The organism is Phytohabitans flavus (genome assembly GCF_011764545.1).
GTDB lineage: Bacteria > Actinomycetota > Actinomycetes > Mycobacteriales > Micromonosporaceae > Phytohabitans > Phytohabitans flavus.
On sequence record NZ_AP022870.1, the window covers coordinates 3,352,754 to 3,368,120 of the forward strand.

The 15,367-nt window shown below is 71.7% G+C and carries 13 protein-coding genes; 11 read left to right on the top strand and 2 right to left on the bottom strand.

Annotation, left to right across the window (positions count from 1 at the left end; translation table 11 throughout):
* The first annotated feature begins 2 nt into the window (after nucleotides 1–2).
* The 9 genes from Pflav_RS14665 (at nucleotide 3) to Pflav_RS45525 (ending at nucleotide 9,349) form a co-directional block, all read left to right on the top strand.
* Nucleotides 3–797, top strand: coding sequence for a CoA-transferase subunit beta (locus tag Pflav_RS14665; protein WP_173036671.1), 795 nt, complete (start codon nucleotides 3–5; stop codon nucleotides 795–797).
* Nucleotides 794–1,609 carry an alpha/beta fold hydrolase gene (locus tag Pflav_RS14670; protein ID WP_173036672.1) on the top strand — a complete coding sequence of 272 codons (816 nt, stop codon included), beginning with the start codon at nucleotides 794–796 and terminating at the stop codon, nucleotides 1,607–1,609. The genes Pflav_RS14665 and Pflav_RS14670 overlap by 4 nt, the downstream gene beginning before the upstream one ends.
* A complete protein-coding gene (locus tag Pflav_RS14675; protein ID WP_173036673.1) occupies nucleotides 1,606–2,364 on the top strand; it encodes an alpha/beta fold hydrolase in 759 nt (252 codons plus the stop codon). Before Pflav_RS14670 ends, Pflav_RS14675 begins: the two co-directional genes overlap by 4 nt.
* A 15-nt stretch (nucleotides 2,365–2,379) precedes the next feature.
* Nucleotides 2,380–2,793 (top strand): AMP-binding protein, encoded by a 414-nt coding sequence (locus Pflav_RS47415; protein ID WP_173036674.1) that lies wholly within the window; start codon nucleotides 2,380–2,382, stop codon nucleotides 2,791–2,793.
* Between the two features lie 8 nt (nucleotides 2,794–2,801).
* Nucleotides 2,802–3,914, top strand: coding sequence for a class I adenylate-forming enzyme family protein (locus Pflav_RS47420; RefSeq protein ID WP_173036675.1), 1,113 nt, complete (start codon nucleotides 2,802–2,804; stop codon nucleotides 3,912–3,914).
* Entirely contained in the window at nucleotides 3,915–4,790 is an 876-nt protein-coding gene (locus Pflav_RS14690; RefSeq protein WP_173036676.1) for a CoA transferase subunit A, read from the top strand.
* A 12-nt stretch (nucleotides 4,791–4,802) separates the two neighbouring features.
* Nucleotides 4,803–6,305, top strand: a complete 1,503-nt coding sequence (locus Pflav_RS14695) for an FAD-dependent oxidoreductase (RefSeq protein ID WP_173036677.1) — start codon at nucleotides 4,803–4,805, stop codon at nucleotides 6,303–6,305.
* A gap of 699 nt (nucleotides 6,306–7,004) precedes the next feature.
* Nucleotides 7,005–8,192, top strand: coding sequence for an HNH endonuclease signature motif containing protein (locus Pflav_RS14700; RefSeq protein ID WP_232071410.1), 1,188 nt, complete (start codon nucleotides 7,005–7,007; stop codon nucleotides 8,190–8,192).
* Between the two features lie 791 nt (nucleotides 8,193–8,983).
* Nucleotides 8,984–9,349 carry a WapI family immunity protein gene (locus Pflav_RS45525; RefSeq protein ID WP_232071412.1) on the top strand — a complete coding sequence of 122 codons (366 nt, stop codon included), beginning with the start codon at nucleotides 8,984–8,986 and terminating at the stop codon, nucleotides 9,347–9,349.
* Between the two features lie 173 nt (nucleotides 9,350–9,522).
* Here the strand turns inward: Pflav_RS45525 and Pflav_RS14710 are convergent, their stop codons facing one another.
* Nucleotides 9,523–10,524 carry an aldo/keto reductase gene (locus Pflav_RS14710; protein WP_173036680.1) on the bottom strand — a complete coding sequence of 334 codons (1,002 nt, stop codon included), beginning with the start codon at nucleotides 10,522–10,524 and terminating at the stop codon, nucleotides 9,523–9,525.
* Nucleotides 10,525–10,595: 71 nt separating this feature from the next.
* On the opposite strand from Pflav_RS14710, the gene Pflav_RS14715 reads away from it, so the two are divergent.
* Nucleotides 10,596–13,190, top strand: a complete 2,595-nt coding sequence (locus tag Pflav_RS14715) for an aldehyde dehydrogenase family protein (protein WP_173036681.1) — start codon at nucleotides 10,596–10,598, stop codon at nucleotides 13,188–13,190.
* Nucleotides 13,190–14,017 (top strand): VOC family protein, encoded by an 828-nt coding sequence (locus tag Pflav_RS14720; RefSeq protein WP_173036682.1) that lies wholly within the window; start codon nucleotides 13,190–13,192, stop codon nucleotides 14,015–14,017. The genes Pflav_RS14715 and Pflav_RS14720 overlap by 1 nt, the downstream gene beginning before the upstream one ends.
* Before the next feature lie 2 nt (nucleotides 14,018–14,019).
* On the opposite strand, the gene Pflav_RS14725 is transcribed toward Pflav_RS14720, so the two are convergent.
* The gene (locus Pflav_RS14725; RefSeq protein WP_173036683.1) at nucleotides 14,020–15,258 is read right to left on the bottom strand and encodes a PucR family transcriptional regulator; all 1,239 of its coding nucleotides are present in this window, start codon (nucleotides 15,256–15,258) and stop codon (nucleotides 14,020–14,022) included.
* Nucleotides 15,259–15,367: the final 109 nt, after the last annotated feature.

Sequence of the window (15,367 nt, forward strand, 5' to 3'; positions counted from 1 at the left end):
GCGTGAAGCCTGATACCTACAGCTGGGCCGAGATGATGGCGGTGGCCATCTCGCGGGAGATGCGCGACGGCTACTTCGGTGCGGTCGGCGCGGCGGCGCACATCCCGATGGCCGCACTGCGCCTCGCACAGCTCACGCACGCACCGAACCTCTCCTTCATGTGCGGCGGCAGCGGCGGGCTCAACCCGCACTTCGAGCGGCTGGCCGAGTCGTCCAGCGACTACCGCAACCTCGTCAACAGCGAGTTCCGGTACAGCCTGGAGGACGTGGTCGACCTGGAGACCGCGATGCGGCTGGACTTCGCGTTCGTCGGCGGCATGCAGATCGACCGGTACGGCAACGTGAACATGACCGTCATCGGCGACTGGGCCAAGCCGAAGGTACGCGGGCCGGGCACGGTAGGCCTCATCTTCCTCGGCGGGTTCCGCCGCACCTACCTGTACACCGAGCACCACTCCCCCAAGGTGCTCGTGGAAAAGGTGGACTTCGTGAGCGGCGCCGGCTGGCTGGGCGGTGGCGACGAGCGGTCGAAGGTCTTCCGCGAGGGATCGGACGGCCCGCAGCGGGTTTTCACCCCGCTGGGCGTGTTCGACTTCGATCCGGTGAGCCGGCACATGCGGCTGCTGAGCGTCCACCCTGGACGGACGGTCGAGGAGGTGCGGGCGGCGACCGGTTTCGAGCTGCCGGTGCCCGAGGGTGTCGGGGACACGCCCGAGCCGACGGCCGAGGAGCTCGACATCCTCCGCCGGCACGTGGACCGTGACGGCGTGCTGCGCGCGCTCGGAGCCGCCCGATGAAGAGCCGGCGTATCCGGATCGACGGCGCGGTGACCCACTACCTGGAGGCCGGTGACGGGCCGCCGTTGGTGCTTTTGCACGGCGGGGAGTTCGGTGCCGCCGCCGAGATCACCTGGGAACGCTGCATCCCCGCGCTCGCCGCCCACCACCGGGTGATCGCGCCGGACTTCCTCGGCTACGGGTACAGCGACAAGCTCCGCGACATGCGGGGGCAGCGGCGGCGGTTCGTCGCGCAGGTGGCCGGACTGCTGGAGACGCTCTGCCTGGGGCCGGCCCGCTTCGTCGGCACCTCGCTCAGCGCGCGCCTCCTGCTCGACCAAGCGGCGGCTGAGAGTCCACAGTGGCCCGTCGAGGCGATGGTCGTGGTCGGCATCGGGCTGCACCCGCCGGACGGGGCGGCAACCCGGGCGCTCGCCGAGTACGACGGCACGCTCGACGGCCTGCGCCCGCTGATGAAGGTGCTCTTCGCCGACCCTGCCTTCGCCGACGACGAGGACTACCTGCGCCGCCGGTACACCTTCTGCGAGATCCCCGGCGCCTGGGAGTTCGGCGCGGCCAGCCGCCTGCGCCGCCCCGGAGCCGGCAAGGTCCGTCCGCCGGTGCCGTCCGCGCGGCCTTCGTACGGCGCGATCTCAGTGCCCACGATGCTCGTCGTGGGCGAGCACGACGCGCTGGTGCCGGCCGAGAGCGCGGCCGCGCTCGCGGACGCCATTCCGGGGGTACGGTCGGCGACGATCGCCGGTGCCGGACACTACCCGCAGATCGAGCGGGCCGACGACTTCCTGGAAGCCACATTGGACTTCCTCCGATGACCGGCGGCGTATTCGTCGAGGAAAGCGGCGGCGGGTCACCGACCGTGGTGTTCCTGCACGGGCAGGGCGCCTCAGGTGTGGTGTGGGACGGGGTGGTGGCCGGACTGCCCGGGTACCGGTGCGTGGCGGTCGACCTGCCCGGCCACGGCCGCTCGGGCCGGCTCCCCGCGTACTCGGCCGAGGCGTACGCGAGCGCGGTCGCCCCGGCCCTGCCCGCCGGGCCGCTCACGCTCGTCGGGCACTCGCTCGGCGGCATGGTCGCGCTGGCGCTCGCCGACCCGGCGCTCGGCCTCGACGTCGACGCGGTGCTCGTCCTCGCCATGAAGGTGACCTGGACCGAGGAGGAGGCACGCCGCCGAGCCGAACGGGCCAGCCGGCCGCCGGACCACTTCCCCGACCGAGGGCTGGCGCTGCGCCGCTTCGCGAAGCTCGCCGGCCTCAGCGCCCACTCGGAGGGACTCGCGAGCGGCGTCGAGCCCGACGGGGACGGCTGGCGGCTCTCGCACGACCCGGCCACGGCGGCCGGTCCGCCGGTGCCGCCCGAAGAGCTGCGGGCGCTCGCCGGGCGGGTCGCGGCACCGCTCCACCTGGCCTGCGGCGACCGGGACGCGATGGTCAGCCCGGACGACCTGGCGCTGCTCGGCCGTCCGGTGACCACGCTGCGAGGCGCCGGCCACAACGTCCACATCGAACACCCGTCGGTCGTGGCGCAACTGGTACGGGCCGCCGTACCGGCGCCTCGGCCGGCGAGCTGACCGGCGGGAGCCCAGATGCGCATCGAGGACCTGTTGCGCCGCAACGCGATCGGCCGTCCGGACGAGACCGCCCTCATCTGCGAAGAGCGGACGATGACCTGGCGGGAGCTGGACGAGGCGGCCAACCGGCTCGGCAACGCGCTGCGGCAGCTCGGATACCGGCCGCAGGAGCGGGTCGCGGTGGTGCTCTCCAACTGCCACCACATCCCCGTGGCGTACTTCGGGCTGTGGAAGTGCAACCTCGTCAACGTGGCGATCAGCACGAAGCTCACCGGGCCGGAGATCCGTCGCATCCTCGTCCACAGTGGTGCGAGCGCGGTCATCTGCGAGGACCCGGTAGCCGCCGAGGCCGCCGCCGGGGTGGAGACGGTGCGGCACGTGTTCAGTGTGGACGGTGGAGTGCCCGGGCCACACCGCTGTCCGAGCTGACCGCCGGCATGTCCGCCGACGACCTGCCGGTACTGGGCAACGGCGACGACCTGCGCTCGCTCCGGTACACCAGCGGGACGACCGGCCGGCCCAAGGGCTGCATGGCCACCCACGCACAGCAGCTCGCGAGCGTCAGCAACTTCCTCATCGAGGTGCCGCCGCCGCGCGAGGGACCCACGTTCCTGTCGGTGCCGATGACGCTCGGCGTCGGCGCGTTCTACCTGACCGCGACGAGCTACCTCGGCGTGCCGCTGCTGATCCGTCAGCGGTTCCGGCCGGCGGCCTTCCTCGAAGACGTCGAGCGGTACGGCGTCGCGCACGCGTTCCTCGTACCAACAATGCTTGTGGACCTCGCCGCACATCTCGCCGACAGCGGCGGGCGACCACCGCGGACGCTGCGATTGGTAGGTTACGGCGGCGCGCCGGTGTCGTGGGCCACCGTGCGCGCCGTCTCCGGCGGCCTGGGATGCGAGCTGTACCAAGGGCTCGGCGCCACCGAGGCGGGCGGGTACGCGACGCTGCTCACGCCGGAAGACCACCGCTGGCTGCTGGACCGGGAGAGCCCATCGCCGGTCGTGCCGGTCGGGCGGGCGGCCGCGTACGCGCGGGCCCGGATCGACGGGGAGGACGGGCGCGAGCTGCCGCCCGGCGAGACCGGCGAGCTGCGGCTCCGCTCGGCGAGCACCTTTTCCGGGTACTGGTGCCAGCCCGAGGAGACCCGGGAGACGCTGCGCGACGGCTGGCTCTCCCTCGGCGACCTGGCCTGGCGCGACGAGCGGGGCTACATCTACCTGGTCGACCGGAAGCAGGGCGTGATCCGGTCGGGCTCGCAGAACGTGTACGCCGCCGAGGTCGAGGCCGTGCTCCTCTCCTGCCCGGGCGTACGGCGGGCGGCCGCCGTCGGTGTGGCGGACGAGCGGTTCGGCGAGTCGGTCAAGGCGCTCGTGGTCGCCGATCCGGAGAGCGGCCCGAGCGAGGAGGAGCTGCTCGCGTACTGCGCCGAGCGGCTGGCGAAATACAAGCGCCCCCGGTCGGTGGAGTTCGTCGCCGACCTCCCGGTCGACGAGGGCGGCAAGGTGCGGCGGGCCATGCTGGCCGAGCTTTTGAAGGGCGGACTCTGAATGACCAAGGTAACCACCCCCGACGAGGCGGTCGCGGACATCCCGGACGGCGCGACGATCGCGCTCGGCGGTGTGCACTCGCACAACGGGCCGCTCGCGCTGGTGCACGCGCTCATCCGTAAGGGAGTCCGCGGCCTCACGCTGATTCCCACGCCGAGTGCTGGCCTGCCGGTAGACCTGCTCATCGCGGCCGGTTGTGTGGCGAAGCTGCACGTGTCCTATGTGGGCCTGGAGTTCCTCGGCCTCGCGCCCAACTTCCGCCGCGCGGCCGAGGCCGGCACCATCGAAATCGTCGAGGGCGACGAGGCGTGGATCGTCTTCGGCATGCGGGCCGGCGCCGCGCGGCTGCCGTTCATGGCGCTGCCCCCGCTCTACGAGGGCACCGACCTGCCCAAGGTAAACCCGCTGATCCGCACCACCACCGACCCGTACACCGGGGCGACCGTCACCACGATCCCGCCGCTGCGCGCCGACGTGTGCCTGCTGCACGCGCAGGTCGCGGACGAGAAGGGCAACGCGCAGATCCTCGGCCAGCGGCGCTTCGAGGACGTGATGGCCAAGGCTTCCGACCGTGTGGTCGTCAGCGCCGAGGAGATCCTCGACCCCGCCGCGCCGCGACCCGACCCGCGCCACGTCACCGTCCCCGCACCGCTGGTGGACGCGGTGGCGCACGCACCGTACGGCGCGCATCCGACGTCGTCGCCGGGCCACCATCGCTACGACCGCGAGCAACTTGTCGAGTACCGGGACCTCGCCGTGGCCGGGCGCACCGGCGACTACATCGACCGTTACATCACAGGCGTGAAGGACCACACCGGCTACCTGGAGAGGGTCGGCCTGGGACGGTTGCTCGCGCTCCGCCAGACGATGCGCTGACAGGGGGCCCGCGTGTACTTCTCCAGCCAGTTCGACCGCTCGTACGACGTGGTCGTGATCGGTGCCGGCGACGCCGGTGCCAGCGCGGCGATCAGCGCGCACGAGGCGGGCGCCGAGGTGCTCGTCGTGGACAAGCAGCAGGAGCGGGACCGCCGCCCGAACAGCCGGTACGCCGCCGGCTACTTCGTGGTCCCGAGGGACGTGGACGGCGCGGTGGCCTACCTGTCGGCCATGTACGCGGTCAACGGCGAGCTATCCGAAGTGGACCCCGCCCTGACTCGCACGTGGGCCGAGGAGACCGCGCTCAATCCACAGTGGTTGGCTGAGCAGGGCGGTGCGTCGAGCAAGCTGTTCGAGGGTGGCGAGCACACCACATTGGACGGCTACGAGTCGATTGACATCCATCGTGGAGAGTGGCCGCGTGGCGTACCGGTCACGGGTTGTCCGGTTTTCGCGGCGCTCGACCGGCGGTTGACCACGCTGGGCATCGAGGTGGCGTACGGCGCGACAGCCCAGTGGCTCCTCACCGACGCCGACGGCGCGGTGGTCGGCGTGCAGATCTGCGTCGAGGGCCGGACCGTGGCGGTGCGCGCCGGCCGGGGCGTGGTGCTGGCGATGGGCGGGTACGAGTTCAACTCGCGGCTCAAGCGCCAGTTTCTGCCGATGAACCCGGTCCACTACTACGGCAGCACCGCGAACACCGGCGACGGCATCACCCTGGCCAGCGAGGTCGGCGCCGAGCTGTGGCACATGAACGCCTGGCCCGGCTACCTGGTGGCCCACCAGCCCGCCACCGGGTACCCCGGTGGCCTGCCCATCGACCTGTGGGCGGCCGGCGGTTTCAACGCCCCGCCCGGTGCCGACCTGCCAGGGGGCTTCTTCGCCGACGGCAGCGGCCGCCGCTTCACCCGCGAGCCCGGCCGCCAGCACAGCCTGCACCTGGAGGTCGCCGGCTTGGACGCCGAGCGCCTGGTCCACCCGCGCATCCCGGCCTGGTGGGTCTTCGACGAACGCCGCCGCGTCAAGGGCTCGCTCGTCAACACCCGCATGGGCCCGGCCGGCCCGGTCCGCGAGATCGAGTGGAGTGCCGACAACCTCACCGAGATCGACCGCCAGTGGGTACGGCGCGCGCCCACGGTGCGCGCGCTGGCCGCCATCTGCGGCATGGACCCGGACGCGCTGGAACGCACGGTCGCCACCTACAACGCCGCGTGTGCGTCCGGTGTGGACGACGAGTTCGGCAGGCCCGCCCACACACTAACCCCGCTGGGCGACCCGCCGTACTACGCGCTAGCCCTCTGGCCCGGCGGCTCCAACACCAGCGGCGGCCCAAGGCGCGACGCCGACGCCCGCGTCTGGTCCGTCCGCGGCGCCCCGATCCCCGGCCTGTACTCCGCCGGCGAACTAGGCTCCATGTACGGCCTGCTCTACCCATCGGGCGGCGGCAGCGTGGCCGAGTGCATGGCATTCGGCCGCATAGCCGGCCGCAACGCCGCCACCCGCAAACCCGCCTAGGTCTTCCGGGTTGGTACTGCTGGCTGTCGCGTCAATGTGCGACAAGAATGACGAGCGTGATCAGCGATCTCCTTGCTGTAGTGGCCGGGACCTTGGACCGCACGACTCGGGTCCGCGTCTTCGACTCGGCCGGACCGGGTGAACCAACTCGCAAAACGGCGCGACCGCCGCCCGGTCCTAGCTGACCAGCATGACCCAGAGGCGCTGATACAACTGCGAGCAGCGCTGGCGATCCGGCCGGAGACCAAGGTCATGGACTGGATGCAGTGGCCCGATCTATGGCTCGAACTGTTAGGACGTGATGATTCGCGGTTGGTCACGACCGGTCTCCTTCGCCCTGGCTGGCTCAGATGGGAATCCGACGGTGACCTGGAACTGCAGAACCCGACGGCCATCCCGCATTGGTTGACCCGCTGGGCCCCCGAAGCAGCCGCGACCATCGCAGAATGACCCTGCCTCTCCGCGGTGTTGTCGAGCAGGTCCATTCCCCTGTCGCCGTCAGGGTGGCCACCGGCACCCATTTCGCACCAACTCTTCGGCATCCGAGACCCGGGCAAGATTGCAATTCGAATATCCCTAGATCGACGAATATAACTGGTGGTCTTGGAGTTAGTGCGAGACAATTAACGCGTGTCCAGCGATGCGTTAGACCAGCTCAGCGAGGTAGCCAGCAAATGCGCTACCGCATCGGTCTGGACGTTGAGCGACGACGAACTCGTCGATTCCCTGGACACCATCCACCAGGCCCTGCAAACACTCACCGCAGCCCAACTACATGTAATCCGGGAAATCGACGGACGCGGGCTACCGATCGCGCAGCACGCCTCAAGCACCGCGGTGTGGTTGCGGGAGCGTCACCGCATCAGCATTCACGCCGCGAAACGGCTGGCCGACCTCGCGAAGGCGGTCGACGAGCGGCCCGCCCTCGACACCGCCCTGATCGCGGGTGCGGTCAACGCCGAGCAGGCCACCGTCATCGCCAACACGGTCCGGGATCTACCCGACGACCTCGGCGCCGACCTCGTCGACGAGGCGGAAGCGGTGCTGATCGGCCAGGCCGAGCAGTTCGAGCCCACCATCCTGCGCAAGGCCGGCGAGCGGATCCTCGCCCACGTCGCTCCCGAGATCGCCGACGCCCGCGACGCCGCCGCGCTGGAGCGGCAGGAAGCCCGCGCCTGGCAGACCCGCGCGTTCCAGCTCACCCGGCTCGGCGACGGACGCGTAAGGCTCACAGGCTGGCTCGACGAGGCCGGCGCCGCCACCGTCAACGCAGCACTCGACCCGCTATGCGCACCCCGCCACGACAACGACGAGCCCCGCACCCCGGGCCAACGCCGAGCGGACGCGCTAGTCGAGGTATGCGACCTGGCCACCGCGACCGAACGGCTGCCGGACAACGGCGGGCAACGGCCACACGTCATGGTCACCGTGCCATTCGAGCTGCTGCAGCAGCAGTTCGGCGTCGGCGTGCTGGACACCGGTGGGCGGCTCAGCCCCACCCAGGTGCGTCAGATGGCCTGCGACGCGCAGGTGATTCCGGCCGTGCTCGGCGGCGACGGGCAGGTCCTGGACCTAGGCCGGACCCGTCGGCTGATCAGCGGGTCGCTGCGACGGGCGCTGGAGCTACGCGACCGAGGATGCGCCTTCCCTGGTTGTGATCGGCCGCCGCGCTGGTGCGACGGACACCACATCCGGTCCTGGGCCGACGGCGGACCCACCAGCCTGGACAACAGCGTCCTGCTCTGCGGCTACCACCACCGCATCATCCACCGCGGACAATGGACCGTCCGGCTCCGCGCCGAGGACGGCAGGCCAGAGTTCATCCCACCCGCCTACGTCGACCCGCGACAGCGACCACGTCGCAACCTCTACCACCACCAGACATGACCGCCAGCGTCTACGCACATGTCTGAGAAGGTCCGATGTGGACCGGCGTGGCGGTCTGCGGGCGGGAGGTAGGGCGGCCAGTGTGGTCCGGTGCCGATCCCCTGGCGTGGCTACCCGTCCGACTTTGTCCGATGCGCAGTGGGCCTGATCGGCCGTGATCCCGACCGTCCGCGGGATCGTCGACTCCCACGGTCAAGGGCGCCGATACCGTAGGGCGCGACAGCCGGGCTTACGACGCAGGCAAGAAGATCAATGGCCGCAAGCGGTTCATCGTCAGCGACACGTTGGGCCTGCTGATCACCATGTGGGTCCTGGCCGCTTCCTGGCAGGACCGCGACGGCGCCAGGGGCGCCCTGGTCGCCCTGGTCGCAGCGACCCTGGCCGCGCCGTCCATGCGGACGTGTTCGCCGACCGAGGCTTCGCCGGTCGGCTGGGCGCGGTACCACGGTCCAGATCGTCCGCAAGCCACCCGACCAGCAGGGGCTTCGCCGTGCACCCGCTCCGGTGGTTGGTCGAGCGAACCCTGGCCCGGCTGACCGCCTACCGGCGCCTGGCCCGCGACTACGAACGCGTACCCGAGAACTCCGGAGCGGTCATCCGCTGGGCCGCCATCGCCGCAACGGCTCGTCGGATCACCCGCGATCGCCGCGAATCCGGTGTCGAACTCGGCGAGCCACCTGGCGGCCTCTACGCTCTGTGCAACGGCCACGCGGGTTTGTCACACAACTCACTGATCATCGGGCGGCCGCCACCCACGCACACGACGATGAAGGGCTCGGGCCGTGGCCGAAATGACCTGGCGCACCGAGGACCTGACGTTCGCACTGCGCATCACCGCGTCCCAGCAGACCTACCAGCAGGTTGTCGTGTCCGCTGGCCGGGAGGGCTTCAGCGCCACACGGAATTCCTGGCTCAGTGCCGGGGACATCGAGCACTTTGCCGACCAGGTCCATCAGATGTGGCAGGACCTGACGGGTGTTGCCGAGCTCGTCGGCGAGTACGGAGTGGACTTCTCGATCCGGCTGACCAGTGTCGGCGGTGGCCACGTTGACATCGACGTCGTCATCAACGAGTTCTGGGGCAACCTCCACCTGGAGGCCCGCACCGATCAGACCTTCCTGCCAGCCCTACGCGATGGTCTCCTATCGATCCGCTGACCTTGCCGCGCACCACCCGGCGCGGCGCGCGGCTCAGCGGCGTAGGCGTCTGCATCGCCTGCGCGGCGGGGCGACCACGACGGGCCAGAGCCAACAAGAGCCGGCGCCAACAAGGAGCCGCAGCTGACAACGGCCGGAGCCAAAAAAGAGCCTGAGCCAAAGAAAAGCCAGCGCTACCAGGAGTAGGCCTCGGGGGCTGGGCCGGGGCCGGGGAAGATTTCGTCCAGGCGGGTTTGGGTTTGGGGGTCAAGGCGGACCTTCAGGGCGCGCATCGACGACTCCAGTTGCTCGACCGTGCGTGGGCCGATGATGGGGGCGGTCACGCCTGGGCGGGCCAGCAGCCAGGCTAGCGCCACGTCCGCGGGGTCGTAGCCGGCCTCGGCGCACAGGTCTTCGTAGGCGGCGATCGCGTCGCGGTGTTTGGCGAGCTTTTCGAAGCGTTCGCGGCGGTGCCGCGCGACCTTGGCGCCGGGGAGGGGGGTGCCGATCCGCGACTCGCGTTCCTTGCGGAGCACGCCGCCGAGCAGGCCGGCGTCCAAAGGGGACCAGGGCATCATGCCGATGCCGTAGTCCTGGCAGGCGGGCAGCACTTCCAGCTCGGCCGTCCGTTCCAGCAGATTGTAGATGGTCTGCTCGCTCACGATGCCGGTGAAGTTACGGCGCCGCGCGGCCTCCTGGGCCTTGGCGAGATGCCAGCCGGCGTGGTTGGAGGAGCCGACGTACACGATTTTGCCCTGCCGCTGAAGCAGCTCCATCGCCTCCCAGATCTCGTCCCACGGGGTCGTCCGGTCGACGTGGTGCATCTGGTAGATGTCGATGTGGTCGGTGCCCAGCCGGCGCAGCGAGTCCTCACAGGCGCGGCGGATGTGCAGCGCGGAGAGGTGGCTGTTGTTGGGCCAGGGGTCCATCGCGCCGTAGAGCTTGGTGGCCAGCACGGTCCGCTCGCGGCGGCCGCCGCCCTTGGCGAGCCAGCGGCCGATGATCTGCTCGGTGTACCCCTCGCCGGGGCGCCAACCGTACACATTGGACGTGTCGATGACGTTGACGCCGAGCTCGTGGGCGCGGTCCATCACCGCGTGCGCCTCGTCCTCGTCGGTCTGGGTGCCGAAGTTGTCCGTGCCGAGGACGAGCCGGCTGACCGTCAGCCCGCTGCGCCCGAGATGGGTGTACTCCATCGCCCCGACCTCCAACCAGGATTTACAACTATCGGACACCAAGTCCTATATTTGATGGTAACATCTTCGACATGCCCGATGATCTCTCGCCGTGGCTCGAAAAGGCCAGGCTGCCGGCCTCCCACAGCTTCCTCGACGGGCGGCTGCGCGACGGCGGCGGTGGACGATTCGTGACCCGACATCCGGGCAACGGCGCCGCGCTCGCCGAGGTGACGGCGACCGGGCCGGAGCGGCTCGATGACGCGGTCGAGGCGGCCGCGGCGGCGCAGCCGGAGTGGGCGCGTACGTCGCCGCACACGCGGGCCGCCGTCCTCCGCGCGGCGGCCGACCGGTTGGAGGCCGACGCCGACCGGCTGGCCTGCCTCGTGGCGCTGGACAACGGCAAGACCCTCGCCGAGGGGCGCGGCGACGTCGTGGTGGCCGCCGCGCTCCTGCGCACCGCCGCGGGCTGGGCGCCGACGCTGGAGGGCTCGACGTTCCCGGCCGACGCGGGCACGCTCCGGATGAGCTGGCGCGAGCCGGTCGGCGTGGTGGCGGCCGTGATCCCGTTCAACGCGCCGTTGATGTTCACCGCACAAAAGGCCGGGCCGGCCCTTGCCGCCGGCAACGCGATGGTCCTCAAGGCGCCGGAGCAGGCGCCCCTCGCTCCGCCGGTGCTCGCCGGGATCCTCGCCGAGGCCGGGCTCCCACCGGGCGTGCTCCAGGTCGTGCAGGGTGACGGCGAGGTGGGCCGCCTGCTCGTGGCGCACGAGCGGGTGGACATGATCTCGTTCACCGGCAGCACCCGCGTCGGTCAGCAGGTGATGACCTCGGCCGCCGCGGGGATGAAGCGGCTGCTGCTGGAGCTCGGCGGCAAGTCGGCCAACATCGTCTTCGGCGATGCCGACCTCGACCCCGCCCTCGACGCCACCCTCGCCGGCATCTTCCGCAACGCCGGCCAGCGCTGCTTCTCCGGCTCCCGCCTCCTCGTCGCGGAGGAGATCGCGGACGAGGCGCTCGACCGGCTGACCGCCCGCGCGGAGAAGATCCGGGTGGGCGACCCGTTCGACCCGGCGAGCCAGATCGGCGCGCTCATCTCCGCCGCCGAGGTCGACCGGGTGCTCGGCATGGTCAGTGCGGCGGCCGCCGCCGGTGCCCGGGTGCTGTGCGGCGGCACCCGTCCCGCCGGTACGCATCCGGCCGGTGCGTTCGTCGCGCCGACGATCGTCGAGGTGCCGCGCGACCTGCCGGCCGACCTGCCGCTGCTGCGCGAGGAGGTCTTCGGGCCGGTGCTCGCGGTGCAGCGGTTCGCGGACGAGGCGGACGCCGTCGCGCTCGCCAACGACTCGCCCTTCGGGCTCGCCGGCGGCTGCTGGACCCGCGACCTCGACCGCGCGCTCCGCACCGCCCGCGCCGTCCGCACCGGCTACTTCTGGATCAACTCGTACGGCGCGCTCGCCCTCGACGCGCCCATCGGGGGTACAAGTCCTCGGGCTTCGGCCGCGAGCTGGGCCGGCCGGGGCACGAGGCGTACACCGAGGTCAAGACCGTCATCGTGGACACCGAGGCGGCCGCGGCGCCGCCGTGGTTCGGATAGGAGCCCCGGCATGGCAGCAACGACCTTCCGCGCCGCCGTCGTACGGGCGGCCGGCGCGCCGCTTGGCATCGAGCCGGTGACGTTCGACGAGCCGGACGGCGGGGACGTGCTCGTCCGGGTGACCGCGTGCGGGCTATGCCACAGCGACCTGCACTTCATGGCCGGCACGTCCGGCCGCGACTTCCCGTACCTGGTGGGGCACGAGGTCACCGGCGTGGTCGAGCGGGTCGGCCCGGCGGTCAGCGGGCTCTCCCCCGGCGACACCGTGGTCGTCGCGCCGATGGTGGCGTGCGGCACCTGCCGGCAGTGCCTGGCCGGACGGGCGCCCGCGTGCCCGGCCAAGCTGCCGCGCAACCCGGCCGGGCGGCTCGCCGACGGTGCCGCGGCCAACCGTGTGCTGGGCATCGGCGGCCTCGCCGAGCGGGTGGTGCTGCCCGCCCGCCAGCTCGTACCCGTGGATCCCCGGGTCCCGGCACAGGTGGCGGCGCTGCTCGGCTGCGCTGTACCAAGTGGATTTGGTGCGGCCGTGCACACGGCGGAGGTCGGGCCGGCCGACGACGTGGTGGTGATCGGGTGTGGCGGGGTCGGGGTGGCCGCCGTGGCGGGCGCGGCGTATGCCGGCGCCCGGCGGGTGATCGCGGTGGACACCAACCCGCGCAAGCTCCCGGCGGCGCGGCGCTTCGGTGCCACCGACGTGGTCGACGCGGGGCGGACGGACGCGGCGGAGGCGGTCCGGGAGATCACCGGCGGCGGCGCGGACGTGGTGATCGACGCGGTCGGCGGGTCGCGCACGTTCGGCGCGGCGCTGGCGATGCGCGGGCCCGGCAGCCGCGTCGTCATGGTCGGCGCACCGCAGCCGGGCGAGGTCACGGACCTCGGCCTGCGCCAGCTCTTCCTGACCGGCGGCCGCATCCAGGTGTCGATCTGGGGCGACTGCGTGGCGTCGCGGGACATCCCGCTGCTGGCCGACCTGTACCTGAGCGGAAAGCTGCCGCTCGAAGTCGGCGAGACGTTCGCCTTCGGTGCGGCCGCCGACGGCTACCACAGCCTGGAGGCAGGCGAGACACTCCGGCCCGTCGTGGTGTTCTGATGCCCCGGATCGGGTACGTGGGCGTCCAGTCCTCGGCCCACAAGGCGTGGACCCGGTTCGGCCCGCGTGTGTTCGGCTTCGAGTGCGGGCCGCGCGGCGACGGCACGGTGCGGGTGCGGTGGGACGACCGGGCGTACCGGCTGGCCGTCCACCCTGGACAGAGCGACCGCGTCTGCTACCTCGGCTGGGAGGTCGACGCGGACGAGCCGCTCGACGAGGTGGCCGCGCGGCTGGCCAGCCGGGGGTACGCGCCTCGCAACGGGTCGCCGCGGCTCGCGGCCGAGCGGGGGGCCGGGCGGCTGGTGTGGTTCGAGGACCCGTTCGGGCTGCGGCACGAGCTTGTCGAGGGGCAGGCGGAGTGGCCCGGCGCGTACCGCGGGCACCGTGCGACGTCGGGCGCGGTCACCGGCGAGTCCGGCATGGGCGACGTGGTGCTCGACGTGCCCGACCTGGACCGCGCGCTGACGTTCTATCTCGACGTGCTCGGCATGCGGGTCTCCGACGCCGTCCACTTAGGACCCCAGATGGGCGAGATGTGGATCCTGCGGCACCACCCGCGACAGCACAGCCTCCGTCTACTTGAGACACCGGGGTGCCACGGGCTGCGCCAGCTCGTCGTGGAGGCGCGGCACCTGTCCGATGTGGAGGTCGCGTGGGACGTGGCGCGGCGCGAGATGGACTCGTTCATGAGCCCGGGGCGGCGGGCGTCGGACAACATGTTGCTTTTCCGGGTGCGTACGCCGGCCGGCTTCGACATGTGCTACGGCTGGGGTGCGGTGCGGGCCCGCACCGACGACGGCTGGGCGCCGCGCTATCTCGTGCCGTGACGTTACGGCAGGTCGCCCAACGCCTCCAGGATCTCCAGCGCGACCTGGAGAGCGAGGCGGTCGCGGTAGCTGTCGAGGTCGTGGCCGGTCAGTTCAGCGACGCGGCGGATCCGGTAGTTCACGGTGTTGGGGTGGACGTGCAGGATGCGGGAGGCGCGCTGCGGGCTGTTGTTCTCCCGGAAGTAGCAGCGCAGCGTGATCAGGTATTCGTCGCCCAGCCCGCCGAGCACCTCCCGCGCGAAGCGGCGCAGCTCCCCCACGTCCGGCACCTGGAAGAGCAGCCGGCGCACGCCCAGCTCGTCGAAGACCACGACCGCGCCGTGCCGGCCCAGCCGCTGCGTCGCCTCGGCGGTGCGGCGGGCCTGCTCGTACGAGTCGGCGATCCGCGCGGGCTGACGGCAGACCCCGCCGACGCCCACGGTCACCGCGACGCCGGCGAAGAGCGCACCGATCCGCTGCACGCACATCGCGCCGAGCTGCGCGGCCCGGGGCTCGGGTTCGGCGAGGACGGCGACGACCTCCGCATCGCGTACCGAGATGATGGTCCCTGGCACTTGAGCCCCGAAGAACCTGCCGGTGGCGACGGCGGCCCGCTGCACGAGCGCCCGCCCCTGCTCGGTGTCACCCGGCGGCCCGGCCAGCGCGACGAACACCACCCGGTGGTCCACCTCCCGGTCGTAGCCGAGATGCTGGGCCCAGCGGTTGGTCTCTTCCTCGCTCCGCGCCGACCCGGACAGCAGCCCCTCGACAAGGTCGTCGCGGACCTCGCTGGCCGCCGCCGCGATCACCCGGTCCCGGCCCAGGATCACACCGCAGATCGTGGCGGCGTGCTCGGTCAGCTCCTCGCCGCGCCCGTCCCCCTCGGGGACGAGCACCAGGAGGTACGCGGTGACCTGCTCCCCCACGAGCACCGGCGCGACCATGAGCGCCCGCCCGTCGCCCGGGTGCGGCGCGCGCACGACCCGGCGGGTGGTGGCCGCCTCGGCGAGGGCCGGCGTCAGCCGGGGGTGGATGAGGTTTTCCTGGGCGTAGCGGGCGGTCTCCGGGTACGACTCGCCCGGCGCCGCCGCGGCCACGATGCCCATCTTCTGGCTGATGACCACAGCGGTCGCGCCCGCCCGCTCGGCCACGAGCTGGGTCACGGTGCCGAGGTCGGCGTCCTGGGCGGCCAGGCCGGAGAGCTGTCGATAGATCGCCACGAGACTCCGCAGGGCGCGGTTCTCCTCGCTGATCTCCGCCATGATCGGATCCTACGGTGCGGGCGCGGTCGCCCACCGTGTGGTGGAAGTGTCGCTCCGTGTGGCGGGTGACCGGTGCGTGCTTTTTCTGTCCGAAGGGAGCGTTCCGGCA